Below are 18,980 nucleotides of genomic sequence, written 5' to 3' on the forward strand. Positions count from 1 at the left end.
ATGGCTTCGATTAAAATTTGTAGGTGTACGTCAATTCCGCATGTCTGGGTAACTCTGGAAACACCAGAGTCGAACCGAAGTATCCACCCTCAAACACCGGTGACCAGTTCTCTTCATCGGTTAGGTTATAGATATCTAAGCGTACTTTATGACGTTGAGTTACTGACCGCCATTGCGCAAAAAGATTCAGCGTATGTTGGTCTCGAATTCGCACGGTATCCAGAAAGTCGAGTTTATAGTCACCGGTATAGGTCGCGTTACCACCTAGGGCAATCTGACTCGTGAAATCGTAGCCAAGAGCAATAGATGCTTGATGATCAGGTAAACCTTGCACTCGCATCGTTGACGGTGCGAACGCAGCGAAGTTCGGCGCACCAACCCCCGTTCCAGCAACCAAATCCGGCCGCTCGTCTGTGAAAGCGTCATAAACGGTGCGAGAATCTTGGAAACTTGCCGAATTGTCGAAGCGCGCATCCAAATAGCTATAGCCGGCAGTCAACCAAAGCTGTTCCGCTTGATAAAACCACTGAGCTTCTACGCCACGAGTCTTGATACCTGTATTACTACCATCGCGATTGCGTAGGCCCCGGGTCTGCGTAAACCAGGCTACATCGGCATACCAACTTGCGGCGACTGGCGCATATTTATAGCCCACCTCAAATGCGTCTGTTTCGCTGGCGAAATTAAGCGGGTTGATACGTTGATCAGCACCTAACACGGTACCACCAGCAACACTATTCGACGTCGCCTCTTGTTGATTCAAACTTGCATACCAGACGTGCGCTCGACTTGGCTGATATTGGATACTTAACTGAGCGCCATACAGCCAGTCTGTGTAGTTATCCTCTGGAACCTCAGTCACGCCTGCTGGCGGTAACGGGTCACTGGCGGTTACATCATAGTAATCAGCACGCACACCGCCATTCACTTTAATTGTGTCGGTCAACTGCCGCTCGTGCTGCAAAAACAGGCCCCATTGCTGACTGGTCGAGTCGGTACTATCGGACAAGTTAAAATCACCCACGCCATCGCCATCAAGATCATACTGAGTTCCCGGCGAGACAAATACACCGGGGCGTAGCTCGACTAAACGAGCTTGCTGCGCAGGAGTCAAAGGAATACGTCGATTACTTAACGGACCACTTAAATCGACGGGTAAGTCGGCTTCTGTGGTAAATTGACTGTATGCCAACACATCATTGATACGCAGATTCACACCGAACCAAGTAATAGCATCTGGAGATTTCGCATAACGTAGCTCAGCTCGAGTTTCAAAGGTCTGCGCGCCGTCCACAATTTCCACGAAAGAATTCTGAGCAATTTCCTCGCGGTCGAGGTGCTGATAGTAAAAGCGTTGACTAAATGCCCACTCTCTATTCAATTCTCGTTCATAGATACCGTGTAATAAGAGTGTCTGCGCACCATTGATGTCATCCGGGTCGGTGTAGACTTGTGAACGTGGTAATTCGACCAAACTCTCGGGCGAAATCAGAGCAAATGCACCAGGCACCATGGAACCATTCGGCTGACGACCTTGTCCTGTCACATATAGACCGTCGTCTATCAAGGCTTGAGTCGGACGATTGAAACCTGCATTGTCGGTCCATTCAACGTCGTACCACTCAGCAAATAAATTCAACTCCGACTGACTATCAGGGCGCCACCGATAACTGACAAAGAGGTCATCGCTTTGGTGCTCGCTGTAATCGTAGAAGCTATCTTCACGAATCACTTCGACACTAGCTCGGAGCGCTTCGTTATCCTTTTCGATCAACGCACTGTAATCAAATTGCCCACGATAACTCTGCCACTCACCCACTTGCACAAGGGCGGTACCGACGTCTTGACTTAAATTGGCGCGCTTAGGCTGAATATTGACAAAACCGCCTGTGCGCTGCGTACTACCTAGAATGACCGGCGGTAAACCCCGAACCACGTCAATTTGGCCAACACTGTTAAACGACAGCGGAATACCGAGACCGTTATTTCCGCCCTGGCGGCGCATACCTAGTTGAAAAATCTCGCCCAACTGCCCGCGTAAGGTAGGTAAGCTTGGTGCGCCAAAGCCTGCTGCCGCAAAACTGTTGGGAGCTATTTTATTGATGTCATGCAAATCGTTTACAGCAGCCGCTTCAATGAGCTCTGCCGAAATAGGTGTAACAGATCGAGCTAATTCAGCGAGTGCTTGGGTGTCGCCGAACAAATCGCCGATGCCAGCGCTTTGCGGTGATAAGGCCGCAGAATCCGTTCTCGTGCCTTTAATTTCAATGACTTCAGTGGTCTCGTCTCTGCCGGTATTCTCTGCTGAATCAGCGGCTTGCATTGCATAAGACACAGGTAAACTCAGAGTACTACAAGCTAGTACACAACTTTGAGCGATCAGCGATAACCGAAACTTACTCACCGACATATGAATTTCCTTTATTATTCTCAATGATTTACCAATACTAGAATACGCGCTCAATTGTTCATGTGCGCAGCTTTATTTGCGTAAAAAAGTGATCAATTTAGTGCAGTAATGCGTAAGAATCGTCGAATTCAATCGACTGATCTTACAGTAGGCAACGATAACAATAAGGATTAATTGCCATGTTTAACAAATTCACGCTCGCCGTCATTGTCGTCGGAATCCTAGCGGTTCTTGCACTCGCAATTTCTGGGCCACTCTATCGGTTTGAGTTGCTCTCGCTCGGCGATGCATTTTTTATTCTTCGCTACAGCGCGATTATTGTCGGTGTTGTTGCGATTTTGTCGTTACTACTCATGATTTTTCGTCGTCCACAAGGTGCGAAGCAAGGCTTGCTGGTTGCGTTGATAGTGGTCGGCGCTATTGGTTTCTATCTGCCCTATCAGCAGTATCAAACAGCTATGAGTGTGCCACGCATTCACGACATCAGTACTGACTTGGAGAATCCACCAGCATTTGTCGCTATTGCGCCATTGCGAGCGGATGCGCCAAACCCTGTTGAGTATGCTGGTGCGGAAACTGCGGAGCAACAACGTGAAGCTTACCCTGATATTACCACCTACTTTACTGCGGTTGCCCCTGCAGCTGCTTTCGATACGGCACTTCTTGTCGCCGCCGATATGGGTTGGGAAATTATCGCTTCGGATCCTGCTGCAGGCCTGATTGAAGCCACCGCAACAACCACTTGGTTCGGTTTCAAAGACGATGTTGTGATCCGATTAGTTGCAACCGGTGATAACACAGCCATTGATGTTCGTAGTAAATCACGTGTTGGTTTGAGTGATGTGGGTGCCAATGCGCGCCGTATTCGCGCCTTTATTGAGGAGTTAGATAGCCGCTTATGAGTCATTATTACCGCCGTTTAGTCCGTTTAACCGCTGCCATCGTGCTCACCGCGTTGGCGCCCGCTTCTTTTGCGCAGGACGCTACCGATTCTGAGCAATACAGCAACTATGCCCAAGCCACCTTTGCGGGTGGATGTTTTTGGTGTGTAGAAAAGGCCTTTGAAGAAGTACCAGGGGTGGTTGAAGCAATATCGGGCTACACCGGCGGTGATGAGGTCAATCCAAGTTATCGGGAAGTGGCTGGTGGGCAAACCGGCCACACCGAGGCAGTGCGAATCTATTACGACCCTGAAGTCGTCACGTATACTGCATTACTCGAAGCATTGTGGCGAATGATGGATCCGACCGACCTCAATGGTCAATTTGTTGACCGTGGTCAACAATATCGACCGAGTATTTTCTATCATTCTGAGCGTCAGCAACAATTAGCTGAATTAGCAAAAACGAAGCTGATTGCAGAAGATAGGTACGACGAGCCCGTAGTCATTCCAATACTACCCGTACAAGAGTTTTATCTTGCGGAAACATATCATCAGAATTACTACCAGAAGAATCCGGTTCGGTATCAAATCTATACGTTTAATTCTGGTCGGTTTCAATTTACTGAGGCTGCTTGGGGGCGTGACTATGAAGTTGATTACAGTCAAATCAGCGACCCTACTGTGCCTGCCAATACGGACAATTCGCAGTCGTCATCAGCGGCTGAATCAGGTGCCAACGCTGGAGCTACCACTATGAATTTTGAAAACTTTGTGAAGCCATCGGATGCAGAATTGAAAGAAAAACTGACACCCATTCAATATTCAGTGACGCAAAAAGATAAAACCGAGCGGGCTTTCGACAATCCATTGTGGGACGAGAAGCGAGACGGAATCTATGTTGATATTGTCAGCGGTGAACCACTCTTCTCATCGCGCGATAAATTTGAGTCAGGTACGGGCTGGCCAAGTTTTACGCAGCCAATTGATGATCAATACATTGTCACCAAAACGGACCGGTCTTGGTTCATGACGCGTATCGAAGCACGAAGCCGCTACGGTGACTCTCACCTGGGCCATGTATTCGAAGATGGTCCAGCGCCAACGGGGCTGCGCTATTGCATGAATTCAGCGGCGCTCGAGTTTATTCCAGTCGATGAAATGGCCGAGCGCGGTTATGGTGACTACATCGCAGCGGTCTCAGCCGATTAGTTCGAACGCTTAAATAAAAACGGGCCCGTCGAGGCCCGTTTTTTTATTGTCCAGCGGCTATCCCTTCTCGTCTCGGATCAGCGCCACCGAATAAGGTACCATCAGGTAACACCGTAATACCATGCAAGCCACTGTTGAGGTCTTGCACTTGAACCTTGTGCCCTCGGGCTTGCAAGGCTTGTTCTAACTCGGCCATCACCGTTCCGGCCTCGAGTTGAGTCGAGCCATTCAAGTTGGTGATATGTGCTTGGTCGATGGCACTTTGCATGTCCATCTCAAAATCCGTCAAACCGACGACCGTTTGGGCAACATAATTGATGATGCGCGAACCTCCGGGAGAACCAACCACATGCACCAAATCGTCACCCTCTTGATCGAAAATCATGGTAGGCGACATGGAACTGCGTGGACGTTTACCACCCTGAACACGGTTGGCCACGAGCCTACCATCAGCCATAGGAATGATGGAGAAGTCGGTTAACTGATTATTGAGTAAGAAACCACCCGCCATAACGGCTGATCCAAAACCCATTTCAATGCTGGTGGTCATGGAGACCGCATTGCCTTGCGCGTCGACAATAGAGATATGACTGGTGTTCGGGAATTCAGGTGATTGGTCATCCGCATAACTGTATTGAGCAAATACACCTGGCTGTGCCCGTCCCATGTCCTGATTACCGATCAACGCAGAGCGCTCTTGCAGATAAGCCTTATCTAACATCGCTGTTACAGGGACATCAACAAAGTCACTATCAGCTAAATAGCGATTCCGATCGGCAAATGCGAGGCGAGATGCCTGCGTAAAATGATGAACAAATGCTTCACTGGTTGGGCTCCAATCGCCGACCGGGAAATTCTCTAGAATCCCGAGTATCTGTAATACTGTGGTTGCGCCGGAACTCGGTGGCCCCATGCCACAGATGGTATGAACACGATACAGCGAACAAACAGGTTCTCGGAGCTTAGCCTCGTAATGTGCTAGATCATCCAGCGTCATCAGCCCAGGTGATTGGCTACTGTTTTGCACGGCTTCTACGATTTGTGTCGCGATAGGTCCTGTGTAAAACGCATCCGCTCCTTGCTCTGCAATGAGCTGAAAACTAGCGGCTAGTGCGGGGTTCTTTAAAATAGTTCCCACAGCAAGTGGCTCACCATTAGGATAAAAATAATCAGCTGCAGGATGGAGCTTCTTGATTCCCGGATTCATCTCAATCTCGAGTAGTTTCGCCAACCGTGGCGACACCGGAAAGCCTTCTGTAGCCGTTTGAATGGAGTCAGCAAAGAGTTCCGACCAAGCCAAAGCACCCCACTTCTGATGCGCTAACTCGAGTCCTTTAAGTACACCTGGAGTTCCTACAGACCGGCCACCAATCACCGCATCCCAATAGCTCTGTGGCGGCTTTCCCTCCGCATCAAAAAATAATTCAGGACTCGCGTTCAATGGCGCCCGTTCGCGCGCATCAACGGTATACAGCCTCTGCTCTTCAGCATTCCAGTAGAGAATAAACGCGCCACCACCAATACCGCTCGATTGTGGTTCAGTCAGGGTCAACATAGCCTGCACGGCTACTGCAGCATCGATGGCTGAGCCACCTGCCGCTAATATCCGCGCGCCCGCTTCCGCTGCTAACGGCGTTGCCGCCGCGGCCATAAAGTTTTGTGCGGTTTGTCCCGTTTTCGCTGCACGACCAGTTGCTGCTTCAGGGTCTGCTGCTACGGATTGATCAACGACAGAATCCTTAGTTGATGGCGCCGGTTGGCAAGCGACTAAAACGCAACTTAAAACGCCTGCTGCGCTTATCCATCCGACCTTAGACCAGAATGTATACGACACTCACTACTCCTCGTTCTGGGATCCAAAAATCCATGATTGTGATTATTTCTGATTCGAAACATGCATTAGATTCGGTATGATAGGCAGCATGATTCAGGAGCGCAATGCCGGTATGGAGTTTCACGACTAATGTCGGATAGAAATCAGGTCGTTATCACGAGTCTTTTACTTGCCATCATAAGCCTATGGCTTTTTGGCATGGCCGTCGAGCAGCCTTCATTCGTTGAACCCTATTGGTTTGAGCGCGAGTTAGCTTTTTCGGAGATTTGGCGACTTATAACCACTCACGCACTGCATCTCAGCTGGCAACATGTCGGCTGGAATGCTGCGGCATTAGTTTTCGTGACCGTTTTGTTTGCGCAGCATTTTACCGTCCGCACCTACATTAATGGTGTGCTTATTATCACTACGCTGAGTAGTCTATTCATCTATGGTTTCGGTCGACCGGAATCATTTGGTGGCTGGTCGGTGCTGATTCATGGTTGGTTGCTGTTTGGATTGTTGATTGAGTGGCGCCGCGCCAATTGGTCAACGCGCGATTATCTAATCATCATTCCACTGGTTCTGCTGCTTCTGAAAGTCGGTAGTGAATGGCTCGGATGGACTTTTCTCGAGATAACGCCAGCAAGAGAGCTCGCTATTGTTCACACAGCTGGCCTAATTGCCGCGCTACCGGCTTTTTACCTACATCGCAGAGCTCTACGGCAATTGGCATTAAAAGACGCACCAGAGAGCTGATGCGTCTTTATACATGCTCCGCTAGATAGCCAATCGATCTTTGTTGATCTCCAGCATCCGCGGGCCAATTCCTTTGACCTGCAGAAGCTGGTTAATATCACTGAAGCCACCAATCTTCTCGCGCAACTCAATAATCGCTTGCGCGCGCTTCAAACCGACACCGGTGAGATTCATAGCCAACTGTTCTGCAGTCGCGGTATTGAGATTTACTTGTTCCGTAGCGACTGCAGCAGCCTTCTGTACCAGTGGATTCATTGATGCATAAGACGGTTCCGCATATAGCGTCGCCGAGGCACCACCGATGACAACTGCGAGAGCGACCAAAAACGATCGCCGGGGATTATGACGTTCCATGTAATGCTCCTTGTTAAAGACCTGCTTAATGCAGTCCATTCAGTGTAATCAAGGAAAATTATGGATACGAATTGCTTACGCGGAACTTGGTGTAAGACTTTCTTGGATTGCTTGTAGCGCTGCAAGCGGATCTTTCGCTTGCGTTATCGGACGACCAATCACTAGCACTTGTATGCCAAGCGCTGCCGCCTGCTCTGGTGTCATAATACGGCGTTGATCACCCTGCTCACTCCCAGCTGGACGAATGCCCGGAGTTACCAAGATAAAGTCATGACCTCGCGTTTGTTGCAGTGCTTCGGCTTCATGTGCCGAACAGACTACCCCATCTAAACCGGCATCAGCTGCAAGTTGTGCGAGTGCCTGCACGTGTTGTTCTGGAGTCCGTTCAATACCGAGCTCGCGTAAATCATCAGCGGTCATACTGGTCAGTACAGTAACCGCAATCAATAACGGGCGATGCTCACGGTCCGCTAACGCGTCTCGAGCCGCAACCAGCATACGTCGACCACCCATTGCGTGGACATTCACCATCCACACACCGAGGTCGGCGGCCGCTGCAACGGCTTTAGCGACCGTATTGGGTATATCATGGAATTTTAGATCGAGAAAAACCTTAAACCCTAACTGCACCAGTTCGCGAACAAAGTCCGGTCCAGCTGCGGTAAATAGCTCCTTACCGACTTTTAAGCCACACAATTGCGGGTCAAGTTGATTTACTAACTGCCGTGCAGACTGCGCATCAGCATAATCTAAGGCCACAAAGAGTTGCGAACGAGTGGTCATTTAATCTCCATCTAATCCAATAATTGGCTTTAACTGTCCCCAGCTCCGACAGGATGGGCAATGCCAATACAAAGTACTTCCTGAAAATCCACAGTGCCGGCAACGATAACGCGGGCGTTGCGACATTTGTTGTTGAACTAAGCGCTGCAAGACTCTCAGACTATCACGTGCTTTACCAACATCCGCGGCGCGGATGTGAAAGTCCATCAACTGATGGAAGCCTTTCATGGTTGGGTTTCTAATCAAACTGCTCTGCACAAATTGTTCAGCGGCTTCGATACCGTTTTCTCGCGCAATCAACTCAGACAACAGAATACTAGCCGTCGTCGACTGTCCCTCGCGCACACACTCATGGAGGAAATGAATCAGACCGGATTCATCATCTAAGGCTTCGTAGCAAGCTTTAATCAGCGGGAGCGCTTCAGCGATAAAGTCACTGTCTTCATGCAAGATTCCGCACAAGATCGACTGTGCTTTACGAAAGTGACCTTGGTTGTACCATAGCCGTCCCAACGCAAGAGCAGCACGAACACAGCTGCCGTCATGTTTCCGTGCTTTGTTATAAAACTTCTCAGTCAGTTCGCTATCGTCTTGCTTATCGGCTAATTCGCAATAGAGTTGCGCGACTATTTTCTCGGCATTATTGTCAATCTTAGTTAACTTAAGCGCAATCTTAATCGCTTTATCCCATTCATGGGTAGACTCATAAAGCTCTAGCAGGTGACGTAAGCACGCGGCTTTGAACTGTGGGTCAGATTGCAATGCTAACAGCATATCTTCTGCGCGATCATAAAGTCCCGCCGCTAAATAATCGAGGCCAAGTTCGAACATGGCGGTGCGTCGTTCACTTTCACTAATGGCAGGACGCGATGTCAGGTTTTGATGGATTTTAATAGCGCGGTCAAATTCACCTCGACGGCGAAATAGTTTCCCTAATGCCCAATGAGTCTCAAGCGTATCGGAATCGACATCAAGCAGCTCAATAAACAAATCGACTGCTTTATCAGGCTGATCCGACAACAACAGGTTCAAACCCGTGACATATTGCTTGGAGAATTGCTCTTGTTCTTTGCGATCTTCATTACGGACACTGTTACGGCCCATAAACCAGCCATAGGCGGCTGCAACTGGAAGCAATAAGAACAGAAGTTCAAGCATCGTCTAAGGTCGCTCTGCCGCCGCTGAAGTTGTTGTAGGCTGGGCTTTAGTCAATTGCTTTTTTAATTTGCGATTTTCACGACGTAACCACCAGTTCCGCGAAACTAATCCAGCTACACCAATAAGGAAGCCAAGCACTAAAAAGATGGCGGTCAGGACTGCGAGGGGTAGTTCTGTTTGCACGATGATGAAATCAACGGCAATCACATTTTTATTAAGCGCACCAAAGGCAATGGCCAACAAAAAGAGGACCACAACGGGAAGAATGACAAAGACGAAACGCAACATGATATTCCCTATTCTAGCGAGGCTAAATCGTCATAAAAAAACGGCATGCTGTACTATAGCATGCCGTTTTTATGAACTCGACGACGAATTCCAATAACCTTAGCCGAGATTATCTACGCGTTCACGCAGCTCTTTGCCTGGTTTGAAGTGTGGAACATACTTTCCATCTAGTTCCACTTTCGCCCCGGTTTTTGGATTTCGACCCACTCGTGGTGCGCGGTAGTGCAATGAAAAGCTGCCGAAGCCACGGATTTCAATTCGACCTCCGCTTGATAGCTGTTGAGCCATTTGCTCAATCAACTCCTTCACAGCATCTTCAACTTGACGCGGCGATAGGTCTGGATACAGTGCCGATAACTGTTGAATCAGTTCCGATTTTGTCATCACAAACTCCTCTATTAGCGTCAATGCCTATACAGCGCATCGCAAATGGTTATTAATCGTCAGTTTTCGCAGCTTTGAAAGCTTCAGCCATTGCGTTACTGAAGTTGTCTTCTTCCTGCTTGTTGACAGTTTCCATCGCTTCTTTCTCTTCTACTTCGTCTTTAGCACGAATAGAGAGGCTCAGCGTACGGTTTTTACGGTCAACGCCCATGAAACGAGCTTCAACTTCATCACCAACTTTCAATACAGTGCTCGCATCTTCGATACGGTCACGTGAAATGTCAGCAACGCGAACATAGCCTTCAACACTATCTGCAAGCTCAACTTTAGCGCCTTTGGCATCAACTTCGATGACCTTACCAGTAACGATAGCACCTTTTTTGTTGACTGCCAGATAATTGTTGAACGGATCTTCTTCTAACTGCTTAACGCCTAACGAGATACGCTCACGCTCTGCGTCGACTTGCAGTACCACAGCAGTGACTTCTTCGCCTTTCTTGAATTCACGAACAGCTTCTTCGCCAGTCGCATTCCAGCTGATGTCTGACAAGTGAACCAAACCATCGATACCGCCGTCCAAGCCGATGAAGATACCGAAGTCAGTGATTGACTTGATCTTGCCTGATACTTTGTCGCCCTTGTTGAAGTGTTTCGCGAACTCTTCCCACGGGTTAGCTTTACATTGTTTCAGACCCAATGAGATACGGCGACGCTCTTCGTCGATTTCCAATACCATCACTTCAACAACGTCATCTAAGTTAACAACTTTAGATGGGTGTACGTTCTTGTTGGTCCAATCCATTTCAGATACGTGTACCAAACCTTCAACACCTTCTTCGATTTCAACGAAGCAGCCGTAGTCAGTTAAGTTAGTGACACGACCTTGCAGACGATGCCCTTCTGGGTAACGTGCAGCAATGTCAGCCCACGGATCAGCGCCCAACTGCTTCAGACCCAGAGATACACGGGTACGATCGCGGTCGAACTTCAATACTTTAACAGTGATTTCGTCACCAACATTCACGACTTCGCTTGGGTGCTTCACGCGCTTCCAAGCCATATCAGTGATGTGCAACAGGCCGTCAACGCCGCCTAAGTCAACGAACGCACCGTAATCGGTCAAGTTCTTAACGATACCTTGAACTTCTTGACCTTCTTGCAGGTTCTCAAGCAGTGCATCGCGCTCAGCGCTGTTTTCAGTCTCAATCACAGCACGACGTGAAACCACAACGTTGTTGCGTTTCTGGTCAAGCTTGATGACTTTAAATTCGAGTTCTTTATTTTCTAAGTGGGTCGTTTCACGAACTGGACGTACGTCTACCAAAGAACCTGGTAAGAACGCGCGTACACCACCTAAATCAACTGTGAAGCCGCCTTTAACTTTACCGCTAATTAAACCGGTAACAGTTGCTTGCTCTTCGTATGCTTTCTCAAGCACCAACCACGCTTCATAACGCTTCGCTTTTTCACGAGACAAGATAGTCTCACCGAAGCCGTCTTCTACTGCGTCCAACGCCACATCAATTTCGTCACCGACTTTGATTTCGACTTGGCCTTCAGCGTTGCGGAATTGTTCAACTGGGATAGCACTTTCAGACTTGAGGCCTGCGTCAACTAACACGACATCACGGTTAATCGCTACGACAGTACCTTTTACGATAGAACCTGGGCGAGTTTCGACCGTTTTCAGGCTCTCTTCAAACAGTTGTGCAAAATTTTCTGACATATGTGTTAACTACTTTTAGTTAAGTACGTCCACCAAGCAATCCAGAAAGGCGGGGTTGTGAAAAATAATCTGCTCGCATCCTTACGGCAGACAGCTAAGCCAACAGCGTCTTAGGCTGTTTTCTCAGAATGTGAGAGCTTGCCATGAGCAAACTCTAAAATTTGGTCCACGACTTCAGCAATCGTCAAAGTCGTTGAATCTACAAACAAAGAACCCTCGGCGGCCTTCAAAGGGGCAACCGAGCGGTTGGTATCGCGTTCATCACGTTCTTGGATTTCGGCGATTAATTGGTCAATTTTAGCAGGTATTCCCTTTTCCAGCAATTGCTGGTGACGTCGCCGTGCTCGTTCTTCGGCACTGGCGGTCAAATACACTTTCGCGGCTGCGTCTTTAAACACCACCGTGCCCATGTCACGGCCATCGGCAACCAAACCCGGCAACTCTTTAAAAGCGCGCTGGCGGCGCAGTAGCGCTTCACGAACACGAGGTAACGCGGCAACCTTCGAGGCCATATCAGCCACTTGCTGAGTGCGAATCGTCATGGTGACATCTTCGCCTTCGAGAATGATGTGGGTGAGCGCTTTTTCGGACTCAACCTCGAACTTCACATCAAGATTGCTAGCGAGTGCAACCAGACTCTCTTCATCATCTGGAGCGAACCGGTGATGGATAGCAGCCAACGCTAACACCCGATAAATCGCACCGCTGTCGAGTAAATGCCAGCCAAGTTTTTCCGCCAATATTTGGCTTACTGTGCCTTTGCCAGCCCCGCCTGGGCCATCGATTGTAATTACCGGTATGTTTGTCGCCATGCTGTCCTCTATAAAATTGAAGCGCCGCAATTATACGGATTTTTACAAAAAATGCACGTTTAATCGAAGTTTGAGGGGTGCAGGCTACCGCCTGTTAATGACAGTACTGTTGAAACTTCGTGAAGAAATCTGGATAAGTCTTACGACAGCAATTGGGATCACGAATAGTCACGCCGGCGGTGCTAAAACCAAGCAAAGCAAAGCTCATTGCCATGCGGTGATCATCGTAGGTATCTATGTGTGCGTGTGCAATCACGGCAGGCGGAGTAATTTGAATGTAATCACTACCCTCTTCGATTGTCGCTCCGACTTTCCTGAGCTCCGTCGCCATCGCGGCGAGACGGTCAGTTTCTTTGATTCGCCAGTTGGCGATATTGCGAATGGTCGTTGGTCCAGCGGCGAACAATGCCAGTGTTGCAAACGTCATGGCCGCATCTGGAATCGCATTCAAATCAGCGTCAAAGCCATGAATCTGGCCACCGGCGACGTCAATGTAAGTTTCCGCAACGGTTACCTTGCCGCCAATGGCTTGGAGTTGCTCGGCAAATGCCACATCGCCTTGAATACTTGCACTACCGATGCCATGCACTCGCAGCGGACCACCACCAAGTACCCCAGCGGCCAACCAGTAGGACGCCGAGCTGGCGTCACCCTCAACCCAATACTGCTGCGGTGAGCGATATTGCTGTCCACCTGGGATCATGAATTCGTGTTTCGCAATGCGATGAATCTCAATACCGAAGCGCTCCAGCATTGCTAACGTGAGCTCAATGTAGGGCCAGGAAACCACAGTGCCGGTGAGTGTCAGTAGGCTTTCGTGCGGTAATAAAGGCAGTGCCATCAGGAGAGCACTGACATACTGGCTTGATTCGCTGCCATCAATGCTAATTGACCCACTGTGCATACCCCCGCGGATACGAAGCGGCGGATAGCCCTCCTCGGCAAGATACTGGATACCTGCATCGGCTTGCAGTAGCGCTGAAACTAACGCTCGGATCGGACGCTCTTGCATGCGAGCGTCACCAGTGAGCTCAATACTTTGCGCCGAAGATAATGTAGTGGCGAGTACTGCAACCAGAGGACGCATGGCAGTGCCTGCGTTGCCCAAATAGAGCTGCTGAGGAATCTGGGACCAGTGTCCACCGCAGCCGATTACCCGAACGGTGGTCGGATTGGCAGCATCAAATTCAATACCGACACCTAACGCTTGCAGCGCTTCAAGCATGCGTTCGGTGTCGTCACTGCGCAATAGATTGGTTAACTCGGTGAGCGCTGGCGCATCATCCTGACTTGCGCACAACGCTGCCATCAGCAAGGCTCGATTCGCGATACTCTTAGAACCCGGCACATGAATTTCACCGGTACACTGTTGTAGTCCTTGAAGCCTGATGGATTCCATAGTTGACACGGCTACAGTATGGTTTCCATAGCGTTAATAAACGCTTGGTTTTCATGCTCAAGACCGATACTGACCCGTAAGTGTCGTGGCAATTCATAGCCCGCAACTGGACGTACGATCACACCTTGCTGCAACAGTTTCTGATAGAGACTGGCAGCATCAGGGCCTACCTCAATAGTGAGAAAGTTACCATGTGATGGAATGAATGGCAGTTGGTGCTTTTCACAAAATGCTACGAGCTGCGCCATTCCAGCGTCATTCACCGCTACCGACTCAGTTAAATACTCAGTGTCATCGAGAGCAACTTCAGCAGCACGCAAACTTAAGCTATTCATGTTGAATGGCTGACGAACGCGATTCATTAAATCAGCTAACGACGGATGCGTCACCATGAAGCCAGCACGTAAACCTGCTAAGCCATAGGCCTTCGAGAAAGTCCGACTAACAACTAAGTTTGGATAGCGCTGAACCCATTCAATCGATGGCGCGCGTTGTGCCTCTGGCACATATTCGTAGTACGCTTCATCGAGAACGACCAGCACGTTCTCAGGAACCTTGGCGATAAAAGCTGCTAACTGTTCTGAGGTTAAAAAAGTACCGGTTGGATTATTGGGGTTGGCGATAAAAATCATGCGCGTCCGCGGTGTAATCGCCGCTAACATTGCATCCAGGTCGTGGCCGTAATCTTTGGCTGGTACCGCAATACCTTTGGCTCCCAACGCTTGCGTCACTAGTGGATAGACGACAAAAGCGTGCTGTGAATAGATGACCTCATGCTCATCATTCACAAAGCTTCTTGCCAGCAATTCAAGCACATCATTCGAACCATTACCCAATGTAACTTGATTCGCTTGCACACCAAATTTTTCAGCAATCTTCGCTTTTAAGTAAAAACCATTCGCGTCCGGGTAGCGCGCCAAACCGGTTAACATTTCAGTCAACGCAGCTTTCACACGCGGACTCAAACCAAGCGGGTTCTCATTCGACGCCAGCTTCACAATGTTCTTGATACCAAGCTCGCGCTCTACTTCTTCAATAGGCTTGCCCGCTTGATAAGGGCTGAGGTTGCGAATGCCAACATTGGCCAATTCGGTCGCGTTAAATGTCATGATTACACCTTGTAACTCGGAAAATCGTAAATAGTTAATAGCTCATAGCTAGTCGAAAATGACTAACCTTTGGCTTTTTCGAAATCGCGCATAAAGTCGAGTAAAGCATCGACGCCAGCCATAGGCATGGCGTTATAGATGCTCGCGCGCATACCACCGACAAAGCGGTGACCTTTTAATCCGACTAACCCTGCCGCTGCAGCTTGTTGCAAGAATTCACCGTCAAGCCGATTATCGGCTAACAGGAACGGCACGTTCATAATAGAACGATGATTCGGATGCACTGGATTCGAATAAAAACCGGATTGATCAATATAATTGTATAGTTTATTCGCCTTAGCGTGGTTCATTCGACCCATCGCCTCAACGCCACCTTGGCGCTTCAACCACTGAAACACAAGTCCAGACAAATACCATGCAAAGGTATTCGGAGTGTTGTACATGGAGCCGTCTTTCGCCTGAACGGTATAGTCCATGATGGTTGAGGTGTTGCCTTGAGCTTTGCCCAAGAGGTCATCGCGAACTATCGCAATAGCGAAACCGGATGGACCAATGTTCTTCTGGGCGCCCGCATAAATGACACCAAAGCGACTCACGTCCAACGGCTCCGACAAAATGTTGGAGGACATATCTGCAACCAACGGCACGTCACCAACATCGGGGATATCATGTAACGCAATACCGTCAACGGTTTCGTTTGGGCAATAATGAAAATAAGCCGGTGCGCTTGAACGTTGCCAAGTATCTGGCGCGCTAATCGCTCGACCTTGCGGCGTATCGACCGTTGCACCCACTACATTCACTTGAGCCACGTATTTTTGGGCTTCCCGAATCGCAAAATCAGACCAAACACCACAATGCAGATAGTCGACCGTTGCATCGGGCCCTGCGATATTTTGCGGCACCGCTGAAAACTGTCCTCGACCACCACCATGCATGAAGAGCACGCGATAGTTGTCAGGAATGCTCATCAAATCGCGAAGATCTTGCTCTGCCGCCGCAGCCATATCCATAAACGCTCGGTCGCGGTGACTGATTTCCATCACCGAGATGCCACTGTGGTTCCAATTACGGAATTCCTCTTGGGCTTGCAACATGACTTCAGCCGGCAGCATTGCCGGCCCCGCAGAAAAGTTAAACGGGGCACTACTCATGCAATTTAATCCTCGTTTTTGTCCGCCGGGCTATCAGTGTCACCGTCAGCGGCATCGTCAGTTGCTTCCGCATCATCCAGCGCTTCTGGCTCTTCTACCAAATCTGCTGGATCAACAGGTTCAAGTGCATCGGTCTCTGCATCTTCGTCAATTTCATCAATCCGCTGCATGCCAACAACTTTTTCATCACCTGTCGTTCTGATCAATCGCACACCTTGCGTGTTACGACCAACCACGGACACTTCGCTGACTCGAGTTCGAACCAGGGTGGCGCGGTCACTGATCAACATAATTTGGTTATTGGCGACTACTTCCATCGCTCCAACTACAGCACCATTACGTTCACTGACCTTAATCGAGACCACACCTTTGGTCGCACGACTCTTCGCAGGGTATTGACTAATCGGCGTACGCTTACCATAACCGTTTTCGGTAACCGTCAGTACCGCGGTTTCCGTCTCATCTTCACCTAATTCAGGTTCACTACGAGGCACAATCAACGACACCACTCGCTGCCCTGCTTCGAGGCGAATACCACGAACACCAGTCGCAGTACGGCCCATTGAACGCACTTGATCTTCACTGAAGCGAACTACTTTACCTGCGTCCGAGAACAGCATGATTTCGTCGCCGGCGCTGGTTAGATCGACACCGATCAACTCATCACCATCATTCAAGTTCAATGCGATAATACCGCCATTACGAGGCCGCGAATAATCGACTAATGGGGTTTTCTTCACAGTACCATTACGCGTCGCCATCACGACAAACTTATCTTCTGGATAATCGCGCGTCGGCAGAATCGCGGTAATGCGTTCCTCAGCTTCGAGCGGCAACAGGTTTACAATAGGACGTCCACGCGAAATACGCGTCGCTAGAGGTAATTGATACACCTTCATCCAGTAAATGCGACCACGAGTCGAGAAGCACAAAATCGTGTCATGGGTGTTGGCCACCCAGAGTCGTTCCACGAAGTCTTCGTCTTTCATCTTCGTCGCTGACTTGCCTTTACCACCACGACGCTGCGCCTCGTACTCGGTCAACGGTTGATACTTCACATAACCATGATGTGATAGCGTCACCACCACGTCTTCTTCGTTGATGAGGTCTTCCATGCTGATGTCGTGCATCGACGCGGTAATCTCGGTACGACGTGCATCACCATAATCGGCTCTGATTTTTTCAAGCTCTTCGCGAATCACTTCCATCAAGCGGTTGGAGTCATTCAAAATCAACAACAGTTCTTCGATTTGCTGCAGCAGATTCTTGTATTCTTCCAGGATTTTCTCATGCTCAAGTCCAGTCAACTTGTGCAGGCGTAAATCCAAAATTGCTTGCGCTTGTTCTTCGGTGAGATAGTACTGACCGTCGCGAATTCCGAATGCAGGATCTAAGTGATCAGGACGCGCAGCATCAACACCGGCGCGCTCCAACATAGCTGCCACGTCACCCAACAACCACGCTTGTGCTGTTAAACCAGCTTTCGCTTCCGCTGGTGTCGGTGAGCGGCGGATCAGCTCAATAATTTCGTCGATATTGGCCAGCGCAATTGCGAGACCTTCAAGAATGTGTGCACGTTCACGCGCTTTACGCAGTTCATAAACCGAGCGGCGTGTAACCACTTCCCGACGGTGACGAATAAAGCATTCGAGCATATCGATAAGGGTAAACAAACGCGGTTGATTGCGGTCCAACGCTACCATGTTGATACCAAACACTACTTGCATTTGGGTATTGGCATACAGATGGTTCAGAACTACGTCACTGACTTCGCCACGTTTCAATTCAATCACGATACGCATACCGTCTTTGTCAGACTCGTCGCGCAAGCCAGAGATGCCCTCGAGACGCTTCTCTTTGACCAGTTCTGCAATCTTTTCGATTAATCGTGCTTTGTTAACCTGATAAGGAATCTCGGTAACGATAATCGCTTCACGACCATTACTATCGGTCTCGATTTCAGCCTTAGCCCGCAAATGAATACGGCCACGACCGGTTTTATAAGCTTCGATGATGCCGGCACGACCGGAAATACTTGCCGCAGTCGGGAAATCAGGACCTGGAATATATTCCATCAATTCTTCGATGGTGATCGCAGGATTCTCAATCATCGCCAAACAGCCATCGATAACCTCAGTCAGGTTATGCGGTGGAATATTGGTTGCCATACCGACCGCAATACCCGAAGAACCATTGACTAATAGGTTCGGAACACGTGTTGGTAGGACATCAGGGATTTGTTCAGTACCGTCATAGTTAGGGACAAAGTCGACGGTTTCTTTATCGAGGTCTGACAGCAATTCACTGGCAATTTTCGCCATCCGAATTTCGGTGTAACGCATGGCTGCAGCGGAATCACCATCTACAGAACCAAAGTTACCTTGGCCATCGACCAACATATAGCGCAATGAGAATGGCTGTGCCATACGAACAATAGTGTCGTAAACGGCACTGTCGCCATGGGGGTGATACTTACCGATGACATCACCAACAATACGAGCTGATTTTTTATACGGCTTGTTAAAATCATTCCGTAGTTCGTTCATCGCGAACAACACGCGTCGATGAACAGGTTTTAGACCATCGCGTACGTCTGGCAATGCACGTCCGACAATGACGCTCATCGCGTAATCGAGGTATGAACTTTTCAGCTCATCTTCAATATTGACCGGTACGACTTCTCTTGCGAGATCACTCATAGCTTTATCCCTAAACGATCATTCTTTTTATAATATTCAA

At 49.1% G+C, this 18,980-nt stretch carries 16 protein-coding genes; 3 read left to right on the forward strand and 13 right to left on the reverse strand.

The window, feature by feature from the left end; translation table 11 throughout:
- Positions 1–10 precede the first annotated feature (10 nt).
- Positions 11–2,410, reverse strand: coding sequence for a TonB-dependent receptor (locus tag ACN0S4_RS05050; protein WP_417656629.1), 2,400 nt, complete (start codon positions 2,408–2,410; stop codon positions 11–13).
- Between the two features lie 179 nt (positions 2,411–2,589).
- Between ACN0S4_RS05050 and ACN0S4_RS05055 the strand changes: the two genes are divergently transcribed.
- Positions 2,590–3,312, forward strand: coding sequence for a DUF1499 domain-containing protein (locus tag ACN0S4_RS05055; RefSeq protein ID WP_417656630.1), 723 nt, complete (start codon positions 2,590–2,592; stop codon positions 3,310–3,312).
- Entirely contained in the window at positions 3,309–4,502 is a 1,194-nt protein-coding gene (gene msrB, locus ACN0S4_RS05060) for a peptide-methionine (R)-S-oxide reductase MsrB (protein ID WP_417656631.1), read from the forward strand. The genes ACN0S4_RS05055 and msrB overlap by 4 nt, the downstream gene beginning before the upstream one ends.
- 43 nt (positions 4,503–4,545) lie before the next feature.
- Here the strand turns inward: msrB and ggt are convergent, their stop codons facing one another.
- A complete protein-coding gene (gene ggt / locus ACN0S4_RS05065; RefSeq protein WP_417656632.1) occupies positions 4,546–6,336 on the reverse strand; it encodes a gamma-glutamyltransferase in 1,791 nt (596 codons plus the stop codon).
- Positions 6,337–6,465: 129 nt separating this feature from the next.
- Between ggt and ACN0S4_RS05070 the strand changes: the two genes are divergently transcribed.
- Entirely contained in the window at positions 6,466–7,074 is a 609-nt protein-coding gene (locus ACN0S4_RS05070) for a rhomboid family intramembrane serine protease (protein WP_417656633.1), read from the forward strand.
- A 21-nt stretch (positions 7,075–7,095) separates the two neighbouring features.
- Here the strand turns inward: ACN0S4_RS05070 and ACN0S4_RS05075 are convergent, their stop codons facing one another.
- The 11 genes from ACN0S4_RS05075 to gyrA form a co-directional block, all read right to left on the reverse strand.
- On the reverse strand, positions 7,096–7,428 hold the full coding sequence (locus ACN0S4_RS05075) for a ComEA family DNA-binding protein (protein ID WP_417656634.1): 333 nt from the start codon (positions 7,426–7,428) through the stop codon (positions 7,096–7,098).
- A 75-nt stretch (positions 7,429–7,503) separates the two neighbouring features.
- Complete coding sequence (gene pyrF, locus ACN0S4_RS05080) at positions 7,504–8,211, reverse strand: orotidine-5'-phosphate decarboxylase (RefSeq protein ID WP_417656635.1); 708 nt, start codon at positions 8,209–8,211, stop codon at positions 7,504–7,506.
- Positions 8,212–9,369: a lipopolysaccharide assembly protein LapB gene (gene lapB / locus ACN0S4_RS05085; RefSeq protein WP_417656636.1), complete on the reverse strand. Its 1,158-nt coding sequence runs from the start codon at positions 9,367–9,369 to the stop codon at positions 8,212–8,214.
- 3 nt (positions 9,370–9,372) lie between these two features.
- Positions 9,373–9,657, reverse strand: a complete 285-nt coding sequence (locus ACN0S4_RS05090; RefSeq protein ID WP_417656637.1) for a lipopolysaccharide assembly protein LapA domain-containing protein — start codon at positions 9,655–9,657, stop codon at positions 9,373–9,375.
- A 99-nt stretch (positions 9,658–9,756) separates the two neighbouring features.
- The gene (locus ACN0S4_RS05095; RefSeq protein ID WP_417656638.1) at positions 9,757–10,041 is read right to left on the reverse strand and encodes an integration host factor subunit beta; all 285 of its coding nucleotides are present in this window, start codon (positions 10,039–10,041) and stop codon (positions 9,757–9,759) included.
- A gap of 52 nt (positions 10,042–10,093) precedes the next feature.
- On the reverse strand, positions 10,094–11,767 hold the full coding sequence (rpsA, locus tag ACN0S4_RS05100; RefSeq protein ID WP_169929724.1) for a 30S ribosomal protein S1: 1,674 nt from the start codon (positions 11,765–11,767) through the stop codon (positions 10,094–10,096).
- Between the two features lie 110 nt (positions 11,768–11,877).
- Complete coding sequence (gene cmk / locus ACN0S4_RS05105; RefSeq protein WP_417656639.1) at positions 11,878–12,579, reverse strand: (d)CMP kinase; 702 nt, start codon at positions 12,577–12,579, stop codon at positions 11,878–11,880.
- A gap of 94 nt (positions 12,580–12,673) precedes the next feature.
- On the reverse strand, positions 12,674–13,978 hold the full coding sequence (gene aroA / locus ACN0S4_RS05110) for a 3-phosphoshikimate 1-carboxyvinyltransferase (RefSeq protein WP_417656640.1): 1,305 nt from the start codon (positions 13,976–13,978) through the stop codon (positions 12,674–12,676).
- A gap of 11 nt (positions 13,979–13,989) precedes the next feature.
- The gene (hisC, locus tag ACN0S4_RS05115; protein WP_417656995.1) at positions 13,990–15,090 is read right to left on the reverse strand and encodes a histidinol-phosphate transaminase; all 1,101 of its coding nucleotides are present in this window, start codon (positions 15,088–15,090) and stop codon (positions 13,990–13,992) included.
- A 59-nt stretch (positions 15,091–15,149) separates the two neighbouring features.
- The gene (gene serC / locus ACN0S4_RS05120; protein WP_417656641.1) at positions 15,150–16,241 is read right to left on the reverse strand and encodes a 3-phosphoserine/phosphohydroxythreonine transaminase; all 1,092 of its coding nucleotides are present in this window, start codon (positions 16,239–16,241) and stop codon (positions 15,150–15,152) included.
- Positions 16,242–16,246: 5 nt separating this feature from the next.
- Positions 16,247–18,940, reverse strand: a complete 2,694-nt coding sequence (gyrA, locus tag ACN0S4_RS05125; protein WP_417656642.1) for a DNA topoisomerase (ATP-hydrolyzing) subunit A — start codon at positions 18,938–18,940, stop codon at positions 16,247–16,249.
- Between the last annotated feature and the right edge of the window lie 40 nt (positions 18,941–18,980).

The organism is Pseudidiomarina aestuarii (genome assembly GCF_048263735.1).
Classification (GTDB): domain Bacteria; phylum Pseudomonadota; class Gammaproteobacteria; order Enterobacterales; family Alteromonadaceae; genus Pseudidiomarina; species Pseudidiomarina aestuarii_B.